Origin of the sequence: Wolbachia endosymbiont (group B) of Rhopobota naevana, from assembly GCF_947250615.1 — a bacterium.
In the GTDB taxonomy this organism is placed as follows: domain Bacteria; phylum Pseudomonadota; class Alphaproteobacteria; order Rickettsiales; family Anaplasmataceae; genus Wolbachia.
The window spans coordinates 176259-202280 of sequence record NZ_OX366333.1 but is presented as its reverse complement, the minus strand read 5'-3'; the positions used below and the strand labels follow the sequence as shown (position 1 = coordinate 202280).

Sequence of the window (26022 nt, the reverse complement as noted above, 5' to 3'; positions counted from 1 at the left end):
TATGAAAAGTAAAGCATTTATTTTATCTATATTTGCATATTTTTTAATTTCATTTTCTTCATATGCTAATCTGTTTGCAAAAACAGTTGCAGATCCTGTATGTAGTTGTAATAAAGGGCTTGCTGATATAGTGGAAGAACTTATTCCCGCAGTTGTAAATATTTCAAGTGAGCAAATAGTTAAGCAAGAAAATAACAGTAGAACTAAAATTCCCTTTACGCCAAGAAATAATTTCTTTGATGACTTTAGAGAATTTTTCGAGCATTTTGATCAATTTTTCGATAGAGCTCCTAGCATTAATAGAGAAGTGACGTTACTTGGGTCTGGATTTATTATAGATAAAAGTGGAACCATAGTAACCAACTATCACGTTATTAAAAATGCCCAAGATATTACAGTTACTATGAACGATAATACTTATTTCAAAGCAGAAGTTTTAGGCTATGATGCAAAAACTGATCTTGCTGTGCTTAAGATTAATTCTGATAAAGATCTTCCTTTTGTTGAATTTGGTAATTCTGATAAAGCAAGAGTTGGTGATACAGTTATTGCAATAGGCAACCCTTTTGGTTTGGGTGGCTCTGTAAGTACAGGAATTGTGTCTGCAAGATCTAGAGACATTAGTATTGGTACTATGAATGAATTTATTCAAACTGATGCTGCAATTAATAGAGGTAACTCAGGGGGACCACTATTTCATCTAAATGGAAAAGTTATAGGTATTAATACTGCTATTTATTCCCCATCTGAGTCTGGCGGTAACGTGGGTATAGGCTTTGCTATACCATCTAATCTAGCTATTTCAATTATTGACACATTAAAAAGTGGTAAAAAAATAAAACATGGTTGGCTTGGCGTGCAAGTTCAGCCTATAACAAAAGAATTTGCTGAATCCTTGAGTTTAAAAGATATCAAAGGTGCATTAGTTGCAAGCGTAGTAAAGGGCAGTCCTGCAGAGAAAGGAGGAATCAAAGTAGGTGATATACTATTAGAGTTTGACGGCAAAAAAATTGATAGAATGACGCAATTACCTCATATGGTTTCACGAACTGAGCCCGGAAAGAAAGTACAGGTTAAGTTACTTAGAAAAGGTAAAGAAGTCAATATCAAGGTTGCAATCGAGGAATCTACAAATGATGATTCAGGTAATAATCAAGAAGAAAATAAATCAACATCTAGTTATATAAGTGGTTTAACCGTTTCAAATTTGCCAAAAGAACTAAAAAAAAATGCACCCACAAAGGGTGTAGTAGTTACCAGTGTAGATAGTAGTAGTAATTCTACACTACGTGTTATTAAGAAAGGTGATATAATTATCCAACTAGATGGAATCGATATTGAAAATACTAATGATTTTCAAAAACAAATTGATTCAGCAGTAAAAAAAGACGGCAAAGATTCAGTAATGTTGCTTATTTACCGCAATGGAAACCAGTTTTTTACTTCAATCAAATTGAAGAAGTAGCTATTTATCTAGCTGGTCATGAAAAAATTGCTTGACAAATTTAACTAGCTTCTTTACCCTAAGGGTGAGGGCTTTTCTGTAGATTAATAAAATTTATCCCTATACTGAAAACCTTTCCAACGAGGTTATGAAAGAACTAGACTTCAGTATCAAGCACTGGAACGATATCATCCATAAGATGAAAGAGCTGTAGTGGTAAGAAACTGGATGATATAAAGCCTTTTTATAATCAGTTTAAAAAGGATAACTTTCTTTCACAAATTAATTTATAATTAAATTAGTATAAAGCATAATCATATTTACTTATCATCATTATTAATCAATAATTAATACCCATAAATTAATTATATCTAATCGCAAAGGGAGGTGGAGATGCGTTTTAAACTAGAAAAAGAAGATATTCCACAAAACGATTGTAATAATAGAACTGGTCGTAGGATACCTGCACAAATAAGATTAAATAACAAAACAACATTTAGCCTGCCTAGTGTATCTTACATTATTCAGGATGACGCTACTGGTCAGCGTTTTGAAATTTGGGATTTCAAGCATGACGTGGCAAGTATACTAAACGACTTATCTCAAGAGCTACAACTAAAGCTAGAAAGCGTAAGAAATGATTACAAATTCGCTTTAGTTACTACCTCTGATCAACCTTATTATTATTACTATGATGGCAACGATACTATGATAGATACTATTGATCGTATACCTCATGGTTACACAAATGGTTTCTATGTTAACGCATATAATCGTGAAAACTGTAGTATTTATTATGAACTGCTAGAAAACAGGAAGGTTTTAATAGATCCAAAAGACATAATTAGTAGCGAAAATGTCAGTCTTATTTTGGAAGATCTTAAAAGTTCACCTGATAAAAGACTCAAAATAAAAATAGGAGACTATTTGTTTAAAGAATCAAGAAATATGTACAAAGGATATAGGAGCGCTCAGGTATATAATTTAACTGGTGGAAAAGTTGGCATATTGAATAATATCCTTTCAGTATTTACTCGTATAAGCAATACATTCCAGTTATTCCCTTTTCATGAAATGGAGAGCTTGAAAGCACAAGATACCTATTTCGCAGTAAAAAAGTTAGGCAATAGTTATGTTGGTTGCATATCGTATGAAAATAGCACATGCAAAAATTTTTATAATTTTAACCCTAATTCTTTTGGGTATGAGCACGACAATAGACCAGGTCCATATCCTTATTATTATAACTTAGAAAATTTTGATAACTTTTTGGAGGTTGATGTGAATATTCAAGAACATATAAATTTAGAAACAGAAATTGAACTTTTAAAACGCAGAATAGACAGATTAGAACGTACTGGTGTACAAGGTCCTAAAGGTGAGCCAGGTGAAAGGGGACAAAAAGGTGATAGAGGCTTCGATGGAGAGCCTGCTCCTCAAGGTATACAAGGTCCTCCAGGACAAAAGGGCGAACTAGGTTATACCGGTGCACCCGGTGAACCGGGGTTCCACGGTAAACAAGGTTCCAGAGGTGATAAGGGTGACCGAGGTTTTCCTGGTCCTCAAGGTAACAAGGGGGATACTGGATCGTCAGGTGCGCATGGATCAAAAGGCGATCAAGGACCTAAAGGAGAAAAAGGAAATCAAGGCACTAATGGAATAACTCCAAGTATTAATCAAGTTGTTACCGAATTTTCTTCTAACAGAGCCCATCTATATCCTTTAGCAGCAGCTATAATGGAAGAAGATAAGCGTAATTCCATGGGATTTTCAGAAAGAATAGCACATTTTTTTGGTGAGCGTGTAAAGCGAGAAGATTCTTTAAAAGCGTTAGTTAAAGGCGTACAAGGTCCTCCAGGCCAAAAGGGCGAACCAGGTCTAAAGGGCAACCAAGGTTTCAAAGGTGGTAAGGGTGACCGAGGTTTTCCTGGTCCTCAAGGTAACAAAGGAGATACTGGAGCGTCAGGTGCGCATGGATCAAAAGGCGATAAAGGAGACGCTGGATTGCCAGGTCCTCAAGGTAAACCGGGAGCAACTGGTGTAGGTCAGATAGGTAAAAAAGGTCGTGACGGCGAAAAAGGTGAGACTGGCGCACAAGGTATACCTGGTTCTAAAGGTGATAAAGGCGTACAAGGTCCTCCAGGCCAAAAGGGCGAACCAGGCCGAAATGGTCAAAAAGGTGAGCTAGGTCCTCAAGGTAACAAAGGAGATACTGGAGCGTCAGGTGCACCTGGACCAAAAGGTGATCAAGGTCCTCCAGGCACACAAGGACAAAAAGGTGATATCGGTCCTAAAGGAGAGCCAGGCATAAAAGGTGAGCCAGGTATAAATGGAACAAAGGGAGATATTGGTCCTAAAGGATTAGATGGAGCCATGGGAATAAAAGGTGATATGGGTGAGAAAGGAAAGATAGGTTCTAAAGGTGACAAAGGAGATACTGGGTCTAAAGGTGATAAAGGTAGAGATGCAAGTCCTGAAGAAGTTGCACAAAAATTAATTAATAATGGCACTATTGCTAATCAGGTGCTTGAATATCGTGACCAAGGCGGAGATTTAGTATTAGAGAAGCAAGTTGCAGGAAGAATTATTAGTAATCAAGATATTCAAACAGGAATAGCCATTGCATTAGCTGATAACAGAATGGAAGAGCTAGCAGATGTGTTACTAAGTGATGCTAATCATACATTAGTAGAAAACCTTGCAAATAATACCGAGCTAACACAAAGCATTGCAGAAGAACTAAGGAAAAATCCAGGAGAAGTCCAAGGTCCAAAGGGAGAAAAAGGAGATATTGGTCCTAAAGGATTAGATGGAGCCATGGGAATAAAAGGTGATATGGGTGAGAAAGGAGAACCAGGTGCAAATGGATTGCAAGGTCCAGAAGGTCCTAAGGGAGAGCCAGGTCTGAGGGGCTTCAATGGTACACAAGGTCTTACAGGTAACAAGGGTGAGCCCGGTATAGACGGATTAAAAGGAGATATTGGTCCTCAAGGCATAAAAGGTGAGCCAGGTATAGATGGAACAAAGGGAGATATTGGTCCTAAAGGATTAGACGGAGCCATGGGAATAAAAGGTGATATGGGTGAGAAAGGAGAGATAGGTTCTAAAGGTGACAAAGGAGAACCAGGTGCGAATGGGTTGCAAGGTCCAGAAGGTCCTAAAGGATCAGATGGGTTGCCAGGTTCAAAAGGAGAGCCAGGTCTGAGGGGCTTCAATGGTACACAAGGTCTTACAGGCAACAAGGGTGAGCCCGGTATAGACGGATTAAAAGGAGATATTGGTCCTCAAGGCATAAAAGGTGAGCCAGGTATAGATGGAATAGGTGCTACATTAGCTGATCAGTTTTTACGTGAGATAAGAAAAGCAAAAAATGAAACTCTGGATGCTAAAAAAGCAGCAGAGGCAGCTAAAAATGCTTCAGAAGGTTTTACAAACAAAGTCGAAGAACTGCACAATAAAACAGCTATTTTTACAAAAAATGCTAAAAGTTTTAACACTCAAGCTTTGCGATCGCAAAGAGACACAGAGGCGCTCTATCGTCAAACAAAAGATATATTTTGTAGAACAAGTCCAGCAGATCAAATTTGTGGTGCACGTAGAAGAAGGAGGGAAATTAAAAAATCATCAGTGACAAGCGGAGCAAGCAGACCAACTTCATTTATATCTCAAGTAATAAATTTCTTTTACCCTGCGGTAGGACAGGATGAATATAAAGTAAAAAATGAAATACAGGAAGTGGCAAAAATAATAGATGCAGCAGATGTTGTAACAAAATTTGAAGAAGTATTGGGAGCAACAGCTGTGAAATGTGGCATTTCAAAGAAAAGTCTAAATTTTGATCCAGTGGAACTGCAGTCAACCATTATCAATAAGTCATTACTTAATGATGAAAATCATAATGAGTTGTTGAAGTTCTTGTGTGTAACTGCAAAAAAATCACTCCCTAATTACAAACAAACTAGTAAATGTTTGTTTACTTTTAAAGATCATATGGAAAAAAGATTAAAAGACAATGAGCAGAAAAGAGCTTTCGTTAATACTGAAAAAATAGTGGCAGATAATGAGCAGCCAAGGAGTTTTATGAGTTATGTTGCTCCTCCTAGTAGCCTCAGTGCCATTAATCAGCAAGTTATTGGTTATTTAAGGTAATATCATGGAAAAACATATATTTAAAATAGACGATAAAAATCCGCTTTATAAAAAATTGATTAAACTTCCCACTGCATATTACATAGTAAAGGAAAATGGTAATGTTAATACTGTTTCTTCACATATTGGTACAGTTGAAGTAGGGAATATTAATGATTTAAAGTTAAAGGAGCAGGGTGATGAGATAGTTTTATTTACAAACAACTCACCTCTGAAATTAAATGGCACGGACTTTATTATAGAACAAAAAGCTATCATAGGCGAGAATCAAGAGAATATTATAAAACAGCTTAAATTAGTAGAAGAAGCGTTAATTTCACGTAAGTACATAAAAGACAGTAATAATTTTGTTATTGAACTCATAATGAGTGATGATGATGGAAATAATTTTATTGGAATGCTCAATTTTATCAATTTTAACGATGAAAATGACCCAGTACTACAAAAAATTCAAGAAGAAAAAGGTGGACTTTATTTTACAATAGAAGGTGATTATATCTATATATCAGATGAAGAAGGAAAATGTCTTCCAGTATGTGAAGATGGTAGTTGCTATAAGTAGCAATACACAAAAAATGAACATGATATATTAGAAATTAGTGAGATATCAACAATAATAAAAAACTTAACTAAAACTGAGCAATGCAGTGCACCAGCTAAGGCAGGGCAGAATTTTACTTTGCAAAAGGGAAAAGAATTATCGGATAATATCTATCAAGCAGATATCATGTTAAACGGTAAGCTTGTAGCTACTTTACCAAAAATAGGTTACTGCATGCTTGATGACCAATTGGTCATACATAATCACGTTACAGAAGAAGAGATAAAAATTCCTAGAGACTTTCATTATCTTAAAGTAGTCAAGTCCAGTAGTAATGATGATTATCAATTAACGTTTTGTAATTTCTTAGGTAATGAGTTTTTTGAACATAAAAAATACGATTCTCAATACTCAAATATTCCAGATAAATATCAATATATAAGTTTAAACTGTATGAAAAAGGAATATAAGCCAAATTTCTGCAAGTTACTTAACGATAAACCATCTTTTTTTATTGCAAAAGGAACTACTAATCAAGATTCTTCAGGCCACTGCCCAGCTGATGTATTTGAATTAACAAAAAGTGGAAAAGGTAAGAAAATGGCTACATTAATTGATCAATTTGGCGTTTTTAATAAAGAGGGTAAGTTTCAATATTGTGATTACCATACAAAAGCAGATTACGATGTTTATGATTCTTATAAAATTAATAAAGAGTACAAAACAACAGATGAATTTCTCTTCAATGATGACATAGTTCTTTATACTATTCCAGAGCTATCTTAACCACGCACAAAGTATATTATAATTGTTTCAATAATTGTTTTTAAAATTGAATCGAGTAGACTTTCAAGCAGTGTAAAAATGTATTTTTTTAGTTTAGATTCGCTACCATTTTGCCGCTCGTTAGTACCGCAGTGGTTTTGTAATAGAACACAAGCTGCAAAAACTTAAGGAAAAAATGGGTCAGTGCTTGACACTGGCATCTAGTTCTTTCTATCAAAAATGCTGTAAAGTGTTCACCAATTTAGTTGGATCCCAGTACTGGGATGATATTATGAAGACCTAGCAGTTTATGACGGTGTCATTCCAGCGCGTGGCGCTGGAATCTAGTTCTTATTACCTGAGTCTTCTGGGTCCCAGTACTCGTATGACAAGAAAAGGGAGTATTGGTTTCAGCATTAGCCATGCATCTGGATCCCAGTATCAAGTACTGGGATGACAAGAGAAAGAGGACACTGGGATGACATCATGAGGGCCGGGATGACATTATAAAGACCTAGCAGTTTATGACGGTGTCATTCCAGTCTGGAATCCATCTTTTTTGTAATTTTATTGAAAATATCGTATAGCTATTTGTTCACAATTAATTCTTCTGGATCCCAGTACTCGGATGATAAGAAAAGAAACACTGGTTTCAATATTTGCATGCATCTGAACAGATACAGATGGCTAAAATATTGAAGAAAGCATACGCGTCAAGTTAAGAGCAACTAGCCTTCTTTGACTTGTTAAGAAAGGTCTTTTTTCCTCAGATTCTATTGTCACATGCTGAAATGACATCGAAGGATGCTCTTGCTTCTTCATGTAATTATGCAAAAAGTCCTTTGAATTTTTGCAGCTTGAAAAATCTTTATAAAATTTACTTTCTTTAAATGCTTTAATCTTCTCTTCATTATTTAATGAGCCATATTTAGAAAAATATTCATCTGTAATATAAATATATAAACTAATCAACTCAGGAAAAGTGTAATCAGTTTTGTTGGAAGACTTTAAACACGTAATTGGCAATTTATGTATATCTTTATCAGCTTTTTTAGAATCAATACATTTATCATTCTTTCTTAATGTTGTATGCTGCTTAAAAAAGCCTTCATATTCCTCAAATCCTTCAAATACTTCTTTTTTTTGGTAATCTTTCCTTCTACCGCTTTGATCTGTTTTTTCTATTTTTGTTGCAAGTTGCGCTGGCTGTTTTATCGTTTTATCTCCCTCTCGATTAAAGTACATTGTATAAGGAGTAATTGAATTTACGATTTTATATGTCTTCCAGTGGCAGCCAAAAATCTTTAGTACCAATTTGATTATCGGAGCAAGAAAAATTTTTAATTTTGCTATGAATCCAAAATAATAAAGAGAAGCTTGTTTAAGTGAACTTGCAGCATTGCTAACGATGCATCTTAAATGTATATCCTTATACTTAAAATTTTTATGAACCTCTGCAGCTACATGTCCACCAAGGCAGTCTCCAAACAATATGATATCATCTGGCTTTATACCCTTTTCCAATAAGTTAGTTACAACTGCTACACCAGATTTAACCCTATTGCTACTTATCAATGAACTGTTTTTACTTAAACCAAGTCCAGGATAATTAAAAAGATGTACAGTTATCCCTTGCTCTGTAGCCCAATTCCAATTTTGGGAATAATCTTTACTAGGACTTAATGCTCTATTCCCGCCAATAAAATATACCAGATGTTTTTCACCTCGATTATTGTTTTGATTTTTACCAAGAAGCGTAATTGTCTCTATTTTCATCCCGTTTTGAGTTTTTATAAATTCTCTCTCAGTTTGCTCTCTTGTTTCTTTCATATTTTAACTCTCACTATGCTGGTTTAATTACACAACAAAATCTTAAAAAAATCAACAAACCTTAATTTATGAACAATATAAACCTTCTCAAATTCATTGAATTATGCTTTCAAACGGTAGTGCCGGGGTGTGAGTATAATGATTATCAATATATAAAAGTCATAGCAGACAGGCTTGAAGCAGCAAGCGCTGGTGAAGCAAGAAGAATAATATTCAATATGCCGCCGCGTTCAATGAAGTCCATTTGTGTAAGTGTTGCATGGCCCGCATGGATACTTGGAAATCAGCCAACTGCAAGAATAATAGTTGCAAGTTATTCTCGTTTGCTTAGCGAAAAGCACTCACTCGATACAAGGTGCATAATGCAATCTGATTGGTATAGAGAGCTATTTCCGAAAGTAGAATTATGCAAAGATCAAAACACTAAATATAAATTTCAAACAGTGCAAAGAGGATGTAGGATTGCAACCTCAGTTGGGGGAACATTAACCGGTGAAGGTGGAGATTTCATTATCGTGGATGATCCACTAAGTCCCACACAAGCTTTGAGCGAAACATTTAGAAAGCGTGCTGCAAACTGGTTTGATCAGGCTTTAGTAACCAGGCTCAACGACAGAAAAAAAGGAGTTATCGTTCTTGTGATGCACAGACTCCATTTAGAAGATTTAACTGGTCACCTCCTCTGTAAACCAAGAAACATATGGCATCATGTCTGTTTACCAATAATAGCTGAAGATAAGGAGATTATTTATTCAGTTAATAATCATATTCCAGAGCATGAACAGGAAATATACTCAAGAAAAGAAGGTCAATTGTTGTATTCCCTAACTGAAGGAAAAGAAGAAATTGAGATGATAAAAGCTGAACTTGGGAGTTATGGTTTTGCTGCTCAATACCAACAAAACCCTCTACCACTTTCAAGTGCTATAATTAAACGAGAGTGGTTGAAGCGCTATAAAAATTTTCCTGATAGCCTCTTGCATGTAACACAAAGTTGGGATACTGCAATTTCAACAAACAATACAAGTGACTTTAGTGTCTGCACTACCTGGACAAAAGTAGATAATACATTCTATTTACTCGATGTATATCGCGCAAAACTTGAATATCCAAAACTTAAAGAGAAAGTTCTGTCGCTGGCTGCAAGGTGGAAGCCACACGCAATTTTAATCGAAGCAAAAGCAAGCGGTCAGCAATTGGTTCAGGAGCTCAGGAAAAACAGTGATTTACCTATTATTCAAATAGTACCACATGATGACAAATTAACTCGATTTCACCGAATTGTCCCAATTATAGAATCTGAGCGGGTTTTTCTCCCTAACCAAGCAGTATGGCTTAGCGACTTTGAGTATGAGATTTTAATGTTTCCAGAAATCCGTCACGACGATCAAGTAGACAGTACCGTGCAATATCTTCAGTGGGTGAGAAATAATATTGCTAGAGTGGTAGCTATACGTTCATTGTAGCTTGAAAAGGTTCCTCGGAATTGTGTATAATTTTTTTAACTGAGCTTATTTAACTTATCCATTTTCTGAATGATATTTTAGGGTTTATTGAAATAAATACTACGCAAAAATTCTATCTCTGGGTGCTTAGATGAATATCTTTATATTAGACGAAAATCCTGTAACTGCAGCACAAATGTTATGCGATAAGCACATAGTAAAAATGCCGCTAGAAACTGCTCAATTGCTTAGCAGTGTTTTTTCAATAGCATTAAAAGAGCCAAATCCTTTAGTCAGCATTACAAACCAGAATATAGAAGTTCCATATAAACTTACTCACAAAAACCATCCTTGTTCTTTATGGGCTAGACAATCAAAAGGAAACTTTGATTGGTTAATAAAACATGGAAAAGAATTGTGTATAGAATATAGCTTGCGATACAAAAGAACGCATAAATCCGAAGAAGTTATAGATTGGTGCGATAATAACAAGGATTTGCTAATATTTCGATCAGCTGATATACAAGCTTTTACACAAGCGTTACCTGATCGATATAAATGTAGTAACCCAATAGAAGCATATAGAGAATATTACCTAAAAGAAAAGATGAGATTTGCTAAGTGGGAAAAAGGTAGAGAAGCACCAGATTGGTTGCTAGACAAAATGCTATAGGTTATAAAATTATCCAAACCGATCATAAAAAAGGTAGAATTGAAGTTGCAAAAGCAATGCTGGCTGATAATGTTGATGTTTATCAAGTTTATTGATCTTTCTATTTGTGAGATTAAAGAATTCAGTAAACTGTTATTCCCAGTATATGGTAGGCTACTTGCACTATAGAGTGTCATGTACACATCTGTACTAACAAGCAGAGGTAAATCTAAGTCAGTTTAGATATAACATTTACTTTAAAAAACTTTATTTTACGCTGATATTCTAGCGCTTTTCTGTGGTATTTTGTTGGGGTATAATTTGCAAAACTATCTTCCTTATAGGTTAAAAAATTACACTGCTTTATATGTAACTCTATCCACTCTGCATAATCCTGATGATCAGTTGCAATAAATATTTCACCTGTGACAAGTATTTTTTTTGCTAATAAATTTAAAAATTCCGTATTAATTAACCGTCTTTTGTTGTGACTTCTTTTTGGCCATGGATCTGGAAAGAGAATAAAGAATTTTTCAACACTGTGGTCAGGAAAATTGACAATTAATTCTCTTGCATCTTCTGTCCATATTAAAATATTTTTTATGCTGTGTGCTTCTATGCTTTTTAGCAAGGAAGAGACCCCCTTTAAATAAGGCTCACATCCTATAAATAATAGATCAGATTCATTGAATGCCTGATGGAGCATATTTTCACCATTACCGAAACCTATTTCTACCCGTATTCTTTTTTGTAAGTCTACGATCTTTTTTATAGATTCCTTGCTGTTTTTAATAGAATACTTCTCCAGAACATTCAACTTCAACCTAGATCTTCTGGAAAATGACCTAATCCAATTATTATTCCTAGATAACATATCTTACATAACTTAATCTTTTATAGCTTAAACAATTCTCGAAATGAATTAATGAGAATTTACTTGTCACTAATTATTAATATTATATAATATATGAGTTCTAATGAAGTTAAAATTAAAAGGTATGGAAAGTACAGTTGCTATCAAGAGGCTATCATCAAATAGGTTCATAGAAGAGATATTTCAAGATCAATTTGATAATCAAGACAATGACTTTTGTGAAGATTCTTTTGCTAACAAAATCAAAGAAGGAGATGTGGTAGAAGGTATAATCACAAGAAGAAATTCTAATGATATTGTGGTTGATGTTGGTTTAAAGTCAGACGGAAGAATTCTGATTAAGGAGCTCAGTTGTAATGATGATATCACTGTTGGCTCGAAAATTAGAGTTTATGTTGAGAGAATTGAAGATTACCATGGTAATGTTGTTCTTAGTCGTGAGAAAGCAATCAGAGACGAAAAATGGAATAAATTGGAAGAAAGCGCAGTTACAAAAGATGAAGTAACAGGAATCATTAAACGCTCAATTAAATGCGGTTTTATTGTTGATCTTGGTGATGGAATAAGTGCGTTTTTACCGCTGAGTCATGTGGATTTGAAGCAAATAAAAGATGCTAATCACCTTATTGAAACTGAACAAAAATTCATCGTGCTTAAAATGGATAAGAAGCAGGGGAATATTGTAGTATCAAGAAAGCTGGTATTAGAGAAATTGCATGCTGGTGAAAAAATTAAGTTTTTAGAATCTTTAAATGAAGGTGATGTAGTAGAAGGCAAAATAAAAAGCATCACTCACTACGGTGCATTTGTTGGCATTCATGAATCAGATACAGTGGGAGTTATAGATGGGCTGCTACATATTACAGATATCTCTTGGAGTAATGTAAGTCATCCATCTGCAATTTTTTCTTATGGTCAGCATATAAAAACTAAAATTATAAAAATAGATAGAGAAAATGGAAAAATCTCCCTGGGTGTAAAACAATTAGGAGACAATCCTTGGCAAGATCTAGAGTCAAAATGTCCAATTAACAGCATACACAAAGGATGTGTAACGGGTATAAAAGATTGTGGATTCATTGTTGAGATTAAACCTGGGATTGCGGGTTTGGTACACTCATCAGAAATAACTTGGAGCAAGAGTAATTTACCAATCAGTAGTTTTGTAACAATAGGACAAGAAGTGGATGTAAAAATTCTCGGTATTGACATTATTAAAAATAAGATGAGTTTAAGCACAAAAAGGTGCGTAGAGAATCCTTGGCAAGTATTTATTGATAAATATCCTCTTGGTTCTATTGTTTCTGGTAAAGTTAAAAGCAACAATGGTTCACAAATATCTGTGACTTTTGATAATTCTGAGATATCTGAGGACGTAGAAGGAACAATTTATATGCAAAATCTAAGTTGGTCGAAAAACAATTCAGATGAGATAAAAAAGTATAATGTAGGTGATGAAATAGAAGCAAAAGTGATAAGGGCTAACGTAGATCGGACAAGAATTTATCTTGGAGTAAAGCAAATAGAGTATGATCCTCTTGAAGAACTGATAGAGAAAGTTAAAGTAGGGGATAAAATTCAGGTTACTGTAAGTAAGAGAGAGGAAAATGGTCTAATCGTTGAGGTTGAGAACAATGTAACCCTTTTAGTAGATCAAGAGCATTTACCAGAAAATAAAAAGTTTTCTATATCAGAAAAAATACAAGTTGAAGTAGTAGGTGTTGAAAAATATAATATAATATTATCTGCCAAATAACTTCTTGTGCTTCATATAAATGGCAACGAAATCTGATATAATAGCAAAAGTGGCAAAAAAACACCTTTTGTTAGATAAGGTCATTATAGCAGACATAGTTGATAGTTTCTTTCGAGTGTTTTCAAACACGTTGAAATATCATAATAGAGTTGAAATCAGGGGGTTTGGTTCTTTTTCAATTAGAAGCTATAACTTGAAAGAAGCAAGTAATTTGACGTCACAGAAGGTTGCAAAACATCAATACTTTAAAACTTATTTTCGTAGCAGTAAAAAGTTATCCCTCTTGATAAATGAATAAAAATCTATATTGTAATTTTGAAAGTTGTACAATATAGCATCATATGCAAGTAGTAGAAATAGTTATACATAATAACACATATAAAATATCTTGCGAAAGTAAAAAGAAGGACCATTTATTACAACTTGCTAATAGCTTCAACAAGCTAGTTAGCTCCATATCTCAAAGAACTGGAGGTAAGGGCTCAGATGCATTAAATTTCTTACTTGCAGCATTGACTCTCGAAGACAAAATTTTAGAATTAACAAAGCGATTAGACGAAATAAATCAAGAATGCAAAAAGTATAGGGAGGAAAAAAGAGTAGAATATGCTGAAGTATTAGATAGGGTAAACAAGATTATTGGGTGCATAAGTGATTAAAGCAAGCAATCAAATCGACTACCTCACTACTCAAATCAGGGGGGAGAAGTTTCTTACGAGTGATGTAACAATATAATTCGCAATCATCAAGATCAACTATTTTTTCGTATTCAATTAGTTCACTTAAGGAAAATTTATCAAGATATTTCAATGCAAAATGCCCTAAAAGTATATCAGTTTCTTTACAACCCCTATGCCAACTCCTATACATCAGTTTTCTTCTTAATAAGGAGATATCTATCATTGTCATTAAACTTTTTTTTAATTTAAAGACTAAACTAAATACTTGTCAAGCAAGGCGCATTTTAATATACTCAACGTTTGATTAAGATTTAAAACATAGGTGGAATTAATTTCTCATCAACTTAGCGCTGGAATATATTATTTTTTATCGTTTTCTTTAATAATTTCTATCATAGTATTTGTGCATGAATATGGGCATTATATTGTCGCTAAAGCATGCAAGGTTAAAGTTGAATCTTTTTCTATAGGCTTTGGTCCTGAAATTTTTGGTTTTAACGACAAGTCTGGAACTAGATGGAAATTAAGTGCCTTTCCATTGGGTGGCTACGTTAAAATGTTAGGGGATACTAATGCAGCAAGCGTTCCTGTTGATCAACAAAAATTAACTGAAGAAGAAAAATTATACTCATTCCATACAAAACCTCGATATCAAAAAGCAGCAATAGTTTTTGCAGGGCCTTTTGCAAACATGATATTTACCGTTATAGCTTTCACAATATTTTTCAGCGTGGCAGGTTATTATCGTACTCCACCAGTAATTGGTAATGTAATTGAAGAAAGTGCAGCAAAGCAAGCTGGCCTATTACCAGGTGACACTATTACACAGATCAATGAGTACAAAATAAAATACTTTGAAGATATTTCACGCGTGATAATGTCCAATCCTGAAACAAGAATAGAAATTAAGTATAGCAGAAATAACGAAGAGTACAGAACTATTCTAACTCCGTTTACAGTTGAGGATAGAGATGTCTTTGGTAACATAATAGAAAGAAAAACTATAGGAATTACCTCAATTAATATGATAGGGTTAAAACAGTCATCTTTTCTTGGAGCTGCTAGCCTATCAGTGAATGAAACCTACCACACTATGTGTTTAACAATCAAAGCACTCTTTCAAATTGTTGTTGGTAAAAGGAGTATAAATGAAATAGGTGGGCCAATAAAAATTGCAAAATATTCAGGGCAATCAGCTAAAAAGGGACTTATGATGGTTCTATATTTTATGGCAATTATTTCAGCTAATTTAGCTGCAATTAACTTGCTGCCAATACCACTACTAGATGGTGGGCATTTATTTCATTATATTATAGAAGCAGTTATACGTAGAGATTTGAGTTTGAAATATCAAAAATATGCAGTCACTTTTGGTGCTACCATACTGTTTTTGTTGATGGCAGTTGCAATCACAAATGATATTAGGCATCTTTTTTAAGATACATATGAAAAAGTTATTTCACATACTAATAATAATACTTATTTCTTTTCCCACTCTACTTGTTGCTCTAGAAAATAAAGAAAAAGTACAGATAAAAAATATTAAGTATATTGGCAATGAGCGAGTAAGTGATCAAACAATAAGGTTTTATACAAAATTAGAACCAGGTAGTCATATAAATGATGATGATGTAGATTCAGTTATAAAAGATTTATACAAAACAAAGTTATTTGCTAGTATTAACGCCTATATCGATGATGAAAAAAACTTAGTAGTAAAAATTCATGAGAATCCATTGATTAACAAAGTAATATTGAAAGGCAATAAGTTATTTAACAGTAAAGAGTTGCTAAATAACGTTATCCAGTCAAAATCACTAACTATTTTCACTGAAACAAAATTACAAAACGATTTAATAAATCTAGCTACTCTTTATAGGAACAGTGGTAAAATTGGTGTTAAAATTGCATATGAGCTAGATAAGCTTGGTAGCAATAGGATAAACCTAATTTTTAAGATAAAAGAAGGAAGAACGTCTAAAATTAAGGGTTTACGATTCATAGGTAATAAAAACTTTTCAGCAAATGAGCTAGAGCAAGTTATCAAAAGGCATAGCAATGATATATTTAGTAAGTTATTTAGAGCCATTTTTAAAAGCGGAACTCATTATTCACCTCAATATCTACTGATTAACACAGAACTGCTTGATCGCTTCTATTCATCTAAGGGATATATTCAAAATAATATCCAACCAATTGTTGAGGTTGATAATAACAACCAAATAGAGTTAACTTTTTTGATTGATGAAAAGCAGCAATACTTATTTGGAAATAATGAAGTTGATATTGAAACTGAGATTAAGGATTTAAGTTTAAGGGAAGAAATATTAGAATTTATCAAAGAGGAAAATAATCAAATATTTAATAGAGTTAAAATTAACAATACAGCAGAAAAAATAAGTAAACATTTAAACGAAAAAGGATATATATTTGCAAAAGTTAATCCAGAATATACACAACATAACAATATTGTGGATGTAACTTACAAAGTGCTACCAGGTAAAAAGATTTATATAAACCAAATTACTATTGATGGCAATGACCGCACTTTAGATAAAGTAATTAGAAGAAAACTTAGCATGGCAGAAGGCGACGCATATAACACATCTGAGATTCAAAAATCACGTAGAAAACTTATATATAGCGATTTTTTTGAAACAGTAAAAATAAATAGTTATATAGTGGATGAAAATGCAGTAAATCTTGATTTAAATGTCAAAGAAAAAAGAACTGCCTCGTTATCTTTAACAGGTGGCATGTCTCTTCCTGGTGGAGTATTTGTTAAAACCGATTTCACAGATCGTAATTTATTTGGTAGTGGTAAAGAGGTATCTTTTGCTCTTGAAAAAAGTCAATATGTTCTTTCTACTAGTATAGACGCTGTTGAAAATAATTTTAACGATTCTGATACGTCATTAGGCGTAGGTATATTTTATGAAAAACAAGATAAGCCAAACACCACTTTTGATACTTGTGACTGGGGAGGAACAGTAAAATTATCTTATAAAATTTTAGAAAATCTAACCAACTCTATTCGCTATTCTTATAAATATAACCATATACATATGGACAATAAGAGTGGAAAAGATGAGGATATCTCTGAGATAATAAGAGATCAAGAAGGTGAGTATCAGGTTTCATCAGTGGGATATACGTTATCATACAATAAACTGGATAACCTCTATACTCCTAAAGAGGGATATTTATTGCGCTTAAATCAGGATATTTCAGGATTGGGAGGAAATGTAAATTTCCTAAAATCTGAGTTTTTGTCTTTTTATACACGCCCTATACTAAGCAAAATTGATGATGATATAACATTGCGCTTTAAAATAGCAGCAGGTCATATTTTCTCTTATACCGATAAAGAGCTAAATATTGGCCAGCACTTTTTTAAAGGTGGTAATGAAATTAGAGGATTTGACCTTTCCGGCATTGGACCAAGAGCAGAAGACAAAAATAAAAGCTCATTGGGAGGCAAAACTTATTTTAATTTAACACAGCAAGTAGATTTTCCACTATCTAAATTATACGACTATGCTGGTATCAAAGGCTCACTATTTGTTGACTACGCAACACTTTTTGGTTTAGATGAAAAGGAGATATATAGTGGAAAATATTACGATAGTAAGCTTATAAGAGTATCACCAGGTTTTGGCTTTTCAATGCCCTCTCCTTTTGGTAGACTTAGATTAGATTTTGGGTTTCCTTTAGTAAAGGAAACTTATGATATAATACCATCACCAAACGTTAAAATTTCTATTGAAGCGGGGATTTGAATGAAATATATACAGTTATTTACATCAGTCATTGCCTTAATTGTTTCCTTATTTGTAGGGTATAAGTTTGTAGGGTATCAACCTCAGAGCGCGATTAATACAAAGGCTGCCATTATTGATAGTGACAAAGTTATCAACGAATCTCTGGCTCTGCAAAATATACAACAACAAATAAAGGAGCAGAATTCTAGATTACAGCAAGAATTTGAAAATGAGTTAGAAAAATTTAAGCCATCGAAAGAAGAATTTGACCTTTTGTCAGAAGAAGCAAAAAAAGAAAAGACGGAACAATTTAGTAAGTACACTGTAAGCGTTAGGGATAATTACGCTAAGAAAATGTCAAATTTAGAAGAAAACTATAGAGAAGCAGTAGAAAGTGTCTTTAACAAAATAAAAGAAGTGGCTAAAAGAACGGCAGAAAAAAACAATGTAGATTTAGTACTATTTATTTCAAAAAAGAACCAAGTTCTATACTCTATGGATGAGGTTGATTTATCAGATGTGGTATTAAAAAATGTAAATAAGGAAATACCTGAATTTGCTTTGCAAAGCATTGAGTAGGCTTATGCAATTTAATATCAGTGATATTATAAAAATACTACCACATTCTTATCCGTTTCTCTTAGTAGATAGAGTAATAGAATGTGACCATGGTAAAAGCATAAAAGCAATCAAAAATGTGACTTTCAATGAGCCATTTTTTATTGGCCATTTTCCTGGCCATCCGATAATGCCAGGAGTTTTGATAGTTGAGTCTTTAGCTCAGGCATCTGCTATATGTGTCCTCGGTAAAGAAACAATAGAAAATAAAGTTGTTTACTTTATGTCTATTGAAAACGCAAAATTCAGAAGACCAGTTATTCCAGGGGACACGTTGGTTCTTCAATCCAATATAAAAAATGCGTGTTTGGGTGCACGCAAATTTGAGTGTGTTGCATATGTTGGGGAAGAAAAAGCTGCAGAAGCAACAATCTTAGCAAGACTGCAAGACAAATAAAATCTTCATCTCTAAGAAACAGTATGTACACTGTATAGTATAACAATGCAACTGAATTTCAAAATCTCATTTTCAAACTTATACACTTGTAGTGGATTAATAAAATTAGATGAGACGTTTTTAGATTATATAAAATCGTGCGATGAAAGCTTGTTTTGTTCATTAATTGAAGCAAGAGAAAAAGCAGCTTCTTCTTTGATGTCATCCCAGTGCTTGACACTGGGATCCATAGAACAACCAATGTTGGCCTCTCAAATGACAGATAGTCAGTTAATAATAGACCTCTCATATTTACTTGATGAATTTATTGCAAAACTTTTTAATATTGGAAAAGAAGCAGAGGAGCTAAAGAAAAAGCACAACGACTTTGCTGCAATATATAAGTGTAAAAGGTTATTTGTTCAACGCTATGCATTAAAGAAGTACACTGATATAGCAGATATAGATATTGATTATGTTACCAGCAAATTAAATCGCTTTCTTGCCCTACCAACAACAGAAAAAAATTTTGCTGAGCAGGTGATGCGTTGGTTGGAAAATAAAGAGGATCACAAAGAAGAAATAGAACTTGCAGCGCAATATGCAGCGTGGAGAGTGAAAAATAAACAGAGTATACTTTTTAGTATTCACAGAAAAATTGATCACGAAAATCTCGTATCGTTCTTCAAAAAAGAAGTAGACGAAGTTGAGGTATTGTATTCAAGCAAAACAAAAAGACGACATGGTTTTGATCTGACAAGTGAAAAGGTGAGTTTGAATAAAGCATTGGATAATGCTCATTACTGCATATTTTGTCATAAGCAAAATAAGGACAGTTGTTCAAAGGGGCTAAGTAATAACGACAATACCTTTAAACAGTCCCCACTCAAAGTTGAATTGCACGGCTGTCCACTAGAACAAAAAATATCAGAAATGAATCTGGTGAAAAGCGAAGGGTACAGCATAGCAAGCCTTGCAATTGTGGTAATAGATAACCCCTTATGTGCAGCTACTGGGAACAGAATATGCAATGATTGCATGAACTCATGCATATATCAGAAACAAGAGCCTGTAAATGTGCCAATGATTGAAACAAGGATTCTAGATGATGTGCTCATTTTACCGTATGGATTTGAAATATATTCTCTGCTTAGCCGTTGGAATCCTTTAAATTTTCAGCGTCCATTGCCAAAAGGAAACACAGGAAAAAACGTCCTAGTTGTAGGGCTTGGTCCTGCGGGTTTTAATTTAGCTCATCATTTATTAAACGATGGGCATAACGTTATCGCCATTGATGGACTAAAGATTGAACCTTTGATCGATAATTTTCAGCTAATTAAAGATTTCGAGCATGAAAAACTAAGTGAACGCACAGCTGGTGGATTTGGTGGAGTAGCAGAGTATGGCATAACCTCTAGATGGAACAAAAATTATCTAAAAATCATTAGACTTTTGCTGGAAAGACGTGAGAATTTCGCACTTTATGGAGGTATTCGTTTTGGTGGCACGATTAATGTTGATGACGCGTTCAACTCGGGTTTTGATCACATCGCCCTAGCACTTGGCTCTGGCAAGCCACGAATGATCAAAATAAAGAATATACTAGCTCGTGGAGTGCGTATGGCATCTGACTTTCTTATGTCGTTACAACTGACTGGCGCTCTTAAATTTGATTCTATAGCAAGTCTGCAAGTTCGTATGCCGATAGTTGTAATAGGGGCTGGGCTTACTGCGATTGACACTGCCACTGAAGCTTTAGCGTATTATCCAATTCAAGTAGACAAATTTCTACTTCGTTATGAGATATTAGTTGATAAGTATGGAAAGGACTGTGTTGAAAAAGATTGGACAGAAGAAGAGCACGAAATTGCGAATGAGCTCATATCGCACGCAAAGTTGATCCAAGCAGAGCAAGAATTAGCAAAAAAAGAAAGTAGAGAAATAAAAATATTAGAGTTAATGCAGAGTCTTGGGGGAGTGAAAGTTGTATATAGAAAAGAGCTGAAAGACTCGCCAAGTTATCGATTAAATAGCGAAGAGGTGCAAAACGCATTATCAGAAGGGATTTACTTTATTGAAAACTTAGAGCCAGTTGAAGTTGTGACAGATAAATATAACCATGCTGAGTCAATAAAACTGATAGACACAAAATCCGGCGAAATCAAATGTATAAAAGCACGTTCTATTTTTATAGCAGCAGGTACTGAGCCAAATACAGTTATTGCAACAGAAGATAAAAAGCATTTTAAATTAAGTAATGGGTATTTTACTCATTTGAATTCATCAGGAAAAGAAATAGACCCAATATTTTCTCCTAAAATGCAAAATAAAGATAGAATATTAGTGTATAAGCAAGGCAATAAAACAATCAGCTTTTTTGGTGATCTTCACCCTTCGTATAGCGGCAGCGTCGTGAAAGCTATGGCAAGTGCTAAGAACGGCTACCCTATTATTTCTCAGCTTTTGAGTGGAGTGATCCAAACAGCTAATCAGCCAGCGTCACGCGCTGGAGTGACGCTGTTCCGTCAAGCTAACAAAGAATTCTTTAATAGAATCAAAGAGCAATTCACTGCAAAGGTTATAAAAGTTCAATATTTAACAGACAAAGTTGTGGAAATAGTGATCAAAGCACCACTTGCGGCAAAGAATTTTAAACCTGGACAATTCTTTAGGTTGCAAAATTTTGAAACCAATAGCAGAAAAACTCACCTCACTATGGAAGGTATAGCAGTAACCGGCACTGAAGTAGACAAAAAAAAAGGATTTATTTCTACTATTGTGCTTGAAACTGGCGGTTCCACTAATTTATGTAAATGTTTTAAAAAAGGTGAACAAATAATTCTTATGGGTCCAACTGGCAGTCCTACTGAGATTGGTTAAACCTATTTTGTACTAATTATACCATAATGTATATTATTTATTAATAAATCTATACTATAATAATAATTTTTATTAAGGTAGTATTATGACACATAAGTTAAGATTCACACTTCCAAAAGAAAGCTACTCTATAGATATAGGACCATGTTCTGCAAAAAGTAGAAAGTGTAAGGAGTTTATAGCAAAAAACGAAGACGTAGGTATGAAATTTCTTATTTCTACTAAAGATGATACTGGCAAAACAGGAAAAATGTCCCTTTGTAAAGATAATAACGGTCAAGATGAGTGTACAAAATCCTACACAGTTCAATCTCCAGTAATTTATAATGATCTTTTTAATGATAGCTTTAAATACGTAAGTGTTCTTTTGGATCATGATAAAGGACATTTCACTAGGATGCGCAATGAATTCGATAAATATGATATTGATTACACAGTTATGGATGACGGTAAAACACAGAATATGCTGTCAGAGGATTTTATGATCTAATTTTCATTATACAGCTACTAAAGAGCTTTCTTGATTCCAGTGTCCGCTACTCGAATGCCGTCATTACAGTACTTGATACAGGGATCTATAGCTAAAACAATTTAAGATTCCGCTACGTGTTAGTGGAATCTATGCTGAGACACCGCGGCGGTATCTAAAAAAAGCGTTAAAGACTAGATTAGCAAAGAATTCTTTAATAGAATCAAATATTGCGAAGAGCATAAAAGTCGAATGAGTGCATTGAAAACTGGCAGCTCCATTAGATTTATGCAGATACTTAAAACAAAGAAAGTAAATCACTCTCAACTATCAGACTTACTGAAGTTCTGGATATTGAATTGATGCCAAATTTTATTTCAAAAAGTAAATAATTTACTAACGCTCGTGCACAAATTAAAAATAAATTATGCACGAGTGTAGCACTGTGAATTAGGAGTGCTATATTAAAGCTTACCTCACTATTAAAGCTATCGGTCAGATTAGATTAAAAACCTAATCTGACCGGTTTCTCTATAACCTTCTAAACCCTGATATAATTATATGGTAATTAGCTTAACTAGTGGTTAATATGCAAATTGATTTTATTTGTATGTTGAGGTAGCATAAACCATACTGTTTTACATCATTGTGCAACTTTATAAATTTTTATTGCTATTTCTGTTGACTACATTAATAGTGATAGTCCTAATATTACCTGAAAATTTAGGTACTACACTGAATTGCTCTCATCCAGTTCTAAATTTTGATTTATCTTTTCGTATCGTACTAATATCTTTTTTATCAGTTGCATTTTTAGCTGTTCTACCAACACAAAATTTGACTTTTTCAGAGATGCTATCTTTTTTTGCTTATACTACCTGCTCACTCTGTGCAATTTTATCCAAGCAGATAATGTTGGTTATAATATTCTTTGAATTAATGACCATCAGTGCATTTTTTATTATCGCAGCTAGCTGTAGAGATAGTGGATCTGCAATAAGGTACGCTTGTGTACACTTTTTGGTTGGAGTTATATTGACAGCAGGATTGGCACTTCAAAGCACTAACCTGATAATTTTGGGTTTATTGATAAACTGCGCTTGTTTTCCTTTTTCGTTTTGGGTTGTTGATGCATATCCTGCTGCATCACTACATGGCACTACATATCTCTCTTTATTTACCACTAAAGTCTCTTTTTTAGTGATGCTTTTACACACTTACACCCTATGGCAAGATTGTACTGAAATATTAGCACTTGTAGGCGCCATCACTGTAATTTACAGCATTATATTTGCTTCTCTTGAGCAAAATATTCGTAGATTTCTATGCTATAATGTTGTAGGACAAATGGGCTTGCTGATTATTGCAGGAGGTTTACTCAGCCCTTCGGAAAAGGCAATACCAATTTTGATGCTACACATAATTTTCTCTCTTGTTTATCAATCATTATTGTTTGTGGTTAGCAATGCGATTATTTCGCGGACAAAAACAATTAGTTTTAATGGAGTGGGTAAATTGATGTCAGTCGAAGGCATGTGTGCTATAATTGCGATATTCACAGTGGCTGCATTTCCTGGAACCGTTGGATTTATTAGCAAATCATACATTACAGCCGAGATTGAAGCAAGTGGTGCTAATTTAGAAGTGTATAAAAATTTATACAAGATTCTAAATTTACTGCTTTATTTAAGCGTGGGGCTCAAGTTTTTCTATTACATATTTATCGCTAAAAGCAAGTCCAAACCTTCAGAAGGGAAAGAAGGTAGAATAACAATGATTATTTTAGCATTCATATGTATAATTGCTGGCAACCCTTACTTGCCTATTTACAATAACCCTTCGATTTTCGATTTTGTGTACAACACAAAAAATATTTTGTCGCAATTTAATTTGTTATTATGTACCACTTTATTGTTTATTCCTTTACGCAAGTTATTTTACCCAAGAATAAATTTTAAAATGGATATTGATTGGATTTTTAGAGCTTTCGTACCCTATATTGTCTTGCTGTTCAATCAATTGGTCTTTAAAGTGAGAGAAATGTCTGCCAACGTACTGCAAAACTTGACTAATTCACTTACTAATTTATACTTTAATAATATTACTAAACTTAAAGAAGTGATAAGTTATAACTCAGTAAGTTTTGTTTCAGCTTCTTCTCTCTTTTTAATGAGTATTCTACTAATGCTATTATGTTTAAATCGTTAACTGAAAGTTTAAATTCTGTATTTAGTAAACTGAGAGGAAAGTCGATCATTTCTGAAAATGATTTTAATCTTGCCATGCGTGAAATACGTATAGCTTTAATTGAAGCTGACGTTTCACTTGAAGTTGCAAAAAAATTCATCAACGACATTAAAGATAAAGTGATTGGGGAAAAAGTCATAAAAAGTGTTTCTCCAGCACAAATGATAATTAAAATTGTGCAGGATAATTTAGTTGCAGTTCTCGGATCAGAGAAAAGTGACTTAAATCTAGCAGTTAAACCCCCTGCTGTGATTATGATGGTGGGCTTACAAGGTGCAGGTAAAACAACTACCTCAGGAAAGCTTGCTTTAAAGCTAAAAAAGCAAAAGAAAAAAGTGATGCTTGCCTCTTTAGACATTTATAGGCCGGCTGCCCAGAAACAACTTGAGGTGCTGGGTAAACAGATAGACGTACAAACTTTATCTATAGTAATAAATGAGGAGCCTATTGCAATTACAAAAAGGGCACTGGCAGCAGCAAAGAACGATAATTATGATGTATTAATACTAGACACCGCAGGCAGGCTTCATATTGACAATAATATGATGAATGAGTTGAAAGCCGTAAAGGAAATAGCTTCACCTGCAGAAGTTATTTTAGTAGCCGACGCAATGATAGGCCAGGATGCGGTCAACATTGCCAAATCATTCAATGAGGTAATAGGTGTAACCGGCATTATTCTCACCCGTGTTGATGGTGATGCACGTGGTGGTGCTGCTCTTTCTATGAAAATGATCACCGATTGTCCAATTAAATTTATTGCTTGTGGTGAAAAATTAAGTGACCTCGATGATTTTTATCCCGATAGAATTGCAAAAAGGATACTTAGCATGGGTGATGTTGTATCATTGGTTGAAAAAGCTGCTGAGATTGTTGGTCAGGAAGAAATTGATAAGTTACAAAAGAAAGTAAAAAAGGGTAAATTCGACCTAAACGACCTAGTGGGAATGTTAAAAACTCTGAGTAAAATGGATGGCATTAGCAACATAATGAAATTCATCCCTAGTTCATTCACAAAAAAGCTAAGTAGCAGTGTGCCAGACGACAATAAAGTGAAAAAATATATAGCCATCATAAACTCAATGACCGAAAAAGAAAGGCAAAATCCAGATATTTTAAATGGCAAAAGAAGACTTAGAATTTCTAAGGGGTCCGGAACAAGTGTAACTGACGTTAATCTTCTAATTAAGCAGTATAATCAAATGAGCTCTATGGTGAATAAATTCAGTAAAGTTGATCATAATAAACTCAAAGAATCTGATTTAATGGATATGCTGAGCAGAAAATAAATCAGCAGGTAGTAGAATGAAATAAAATCATCAGTTGTAATTGCTGTTGAGTAGTGAAGTAACAAATTCAATAAATTTCCGCAGTTGGAATTGGCATAATAATAAAAATTGATATAAGTTACTTTAGCTATATTTAATGCGTTGTTTTATAGCTAACACACCATACCACCGTGGCACTACACTAGTAACAGAACGACAATTGTCAGTAGCTCAAGTTAGGCTAGATATAGCATTCACAATATCGTT

Annotated in this window: 20 protein-coding genes; 17 read left to right on the top strand and 3 right to left on the bottom strand. The window is 34.0% G+C overall.

Going from position 1 to position 26022, the window contains the following annotated elements:
- Position 1: 1 nt before the first annotated feature.
- The 4 genes from OOL01_RS01090 (at position 2) to OOL01_RS01075 (ending at position 6920) form a co-directional block, all read left to right on the top strand.
- Positions 2–1465 (top strand): DegQ family serine endoprotease, encoded by a 1464-nt coding sequence (locus OOL01_RS01090; protein WP_264375972.1) that lies wholly within the window; start codon positions 2–4, stop codon positions 1463–1465.
- Positions 1466–1837: 372 nt separating this feature from the next.
- Positions 1838–5593 (top strand): collagen-like protein, encoded by a 3756-nt coding sequence (locus OOL01_RS01085; RefSeq protein ID WP_264686915.1) that lies wholly within the window; start codon positions 1838–1840, stop codon positions 5591–5593.
- A 4-nt stretch (positions 5594–5597) separates the two neighbouring features.
- On the top strand, positions 5598–6155 hold the full coding sequence (locus OOL01_RS01080; RefSeq protein ID WP_264686914.1) for a hypothetical protein: 558 nt from the start codon (positions 5598–5600) through the stop codon (positions 6153–6155).
- Positions 6156–6320: 165 nt separating this feature from the next.
- A complete protein-coding gene (locus tag OOL01_RS01075; RefSeq protein ID WP_264686913.1) occupies positions 6321–6920 on the top strand; it encodes a hypothetical protein in 600 nt (199 codons plus the stop codon).
- A gap of 666 nt (positions 6921–7586) precedes the next feature.
- Here OOL01_RS01075 and OOL01_RS01070 read toward each other — a convergent pair.
- Positions 7587–8729: an alpha/beta hydrolase family protein gene (locus OOL01_RS01070; protein ID WP_264686912.1), complete on the bottom strand. Its 1143-nt coding sequence runs from the start codon at positions 8727–8729 to the stop codon at positions 7587–7589.
- Positions 8730–8797: 68 nt separating this feature from the next.
- Here OOL01_RS01070 and terL point away from each other — a divergent pair, with 68 nt between their 5' ends.
- Entirely contained in the window at positions 8798–10195 is a 1398-nt protein-coding gene (gene terL, locus OOL01_RS01065) for a phage terminase large subunit (protein ID WP_264686911.1), read from the top strand.
- Between the two features lie 130 nt (positions 10196–10325).
- Positions 10326–10847: a pyrimidine dimer DNA glycosylase/endonuclease V gene (locus tag OOL01_RS01060; RefSeq protein WP_006013204.1), complete on the top strand. Its 522-nt coding sequence runs from the start codon at positions 10326–10328 to the stop codon at positions 10845–10847.
- A gap of 208 nt (positions 10848–11055) precedes the next feature.
- Here the strand turns inward: OOL01_RS01060 and trmB are convergent, their stop codons facing one another.
- Positions 11056–11700 carry a tRNA (guanosine(46)-N7)-methyltransferase TrmB gene (trmB, locus tag OOL01_RS01055; protein WP_063631013.1) on the bottom strand — a complete coding sequence of 215 codons (645 nt, stop codon included), beginning with the start codon at positions 11698–11700 and terminating at the stop codon, positions 11056–11058.
- 103 nt (positions 11701–11803) lie between these two features.
- On the opposite strand from trmB, the gene OOL01_RS01050 reads away from it, so the two are divergent.
- From OOL01_RS01050 to OOL01_RS01040, 3 genes are read left to right on the top strand one after another with little or no spacing between them, the layout of a single operon-like run.
- Entirely contained in the window at positions 11804–13456 is a 1653-nt protein-coding gene (locus tag OOL01_RS01050) for a 30S ribosomal protein S1 (protein WP_264686910.1), read from the top strand.
- Positions 13457–13475: 19 nt separating this feature from the next.
- A complete protein-coding gene (locus OOL01_RS01045) occupies positions 13476–13754 on the top strand; it encodes an HU family DNA-binding protein (protein ID WP_010404234.1) in 279 nt (92 codons plus the stop codon).
- A gap of 43 nt (positions 13755–13797) precedes the next feature.
- Entirely contained in the window at positions 13798–14115 is a 318-nt protein-coding gene (locus OOL01_RS01040) for a cell division protein ZapA (protein ID WP_010404232.1), read from the top strand.
- Here the strand turns inward: OOL01_RS01040 and OOL01_RS01035 are convergent.
- A complete protein-coding gene (locus OOL01_RS01035; RefSeq protein WP_010404229.1) occupies positions 14093–14359 on the bottom strand; it encodes a succinate dehydrogenase assembly factor 2 in 267 nt (88 codons plus the stop codon). The two genes, OOL01_RS01040 and OOL01_RS01035, sit on opposite strands and share 23 nt — an antisense overlap.
- Before the next feature lie 99 nt (positions 14360–14458).
- Here OOL01_RS01035 and rseP point away from each other — a divergent pair, with 99 nt between their 5' ends.
- From rseP to ffh, 8 genes are all read left to right on the top strand, one after another.
- Entirely contained in the window at positions 14459–15574 is a 1116-nt protein-coding gene (rseP, locus tag OOL01_RS01030) for an RIP metalloprotease RseP (RefSeq protein ID WP_264374540.1), read from the top strand.
- Between the two features lie 7 nt (positions 15575–15581).
- Positions 15582–17915 carry an outer membrane protein assembly factor BamA gene (gene bamA / locus OOL01_RS01025; protein WP_264686909.1) on the top strand — a complete coding sequence of 778 codons (2334 nt, stop codon included), beginning with the start codon at positions 15582–15584 and terminating at the stop codon, positions 17913–17915.
- Complete coding sequence (locus OOL01_RS01020; protein WP_010404220.1) at positions 17916–18476, top strand: OmpH family outer membrane protein; 561 nt, start codon at positions 17916–17918, stop codon at positions 18474–18476.
- A 4-nt stretch (positions 18477–18480) separates the two neighbouring features.
- Complete coding sequence (fabZ, locus tag OOL01_RS01015; protein ID WP_264375982.1) at positions 18481–18912, top strand: 3-hydroxyacyl-ACP dehydratase FabZ; 432 nt, start codon at positions 18481–18483, stop codon at positions 18910–18912.
- 45 nt (positions 18913–18957) lie between these two features.
- Entirely contained in the window at positions 18958–21771 is a 2814-nt protein-coding gene (locus OOL01_RS01010; RefSeq protein ID WP_264686908.1) for an FAD-dependent oxidoreductase, read from the top strand.
- 85 nt (positions 21772–21856) lie between these two features.
- Positions 21857–22261: a hypothetical protein gene (locus OOL01_RS01005; protein ID WP_264377622.1), complete on the top strand. Its 405-nt coding sequence runs from the start codon at positions 21857–21859 to the stop codon at positions 22259–22261.
- Positions 22262–22888: 627 nt separating this feature from the next.
- Positions 22889–24448: a proton-conducting transporter transmembrane domain-containing protein gene (locus OOL01_RS01000; protein ID WP_064085475.1), complete on the top strand. Its 1560-nt coding sequence runs from the start codon at positions 22889–22891 to the stop codon at positions 24446–24448.
- Positions 24433–25776 (top strand): signal recognition particle protein, encoded by a 1344-nt coding sequence (gene ffh / locus OOL01_RS00995; protein ID WP_264377620.1) that lies wholly within the window; start codon positions 24433–24435, stop codon positions 25774–25776. Before OOL01_RS01000 ends, ffh begins: the two co-directional genes overlap by 16 nt.
- The last annotated feature ends 246 nt before the right edge of the window (positions 25777–26022 follow it).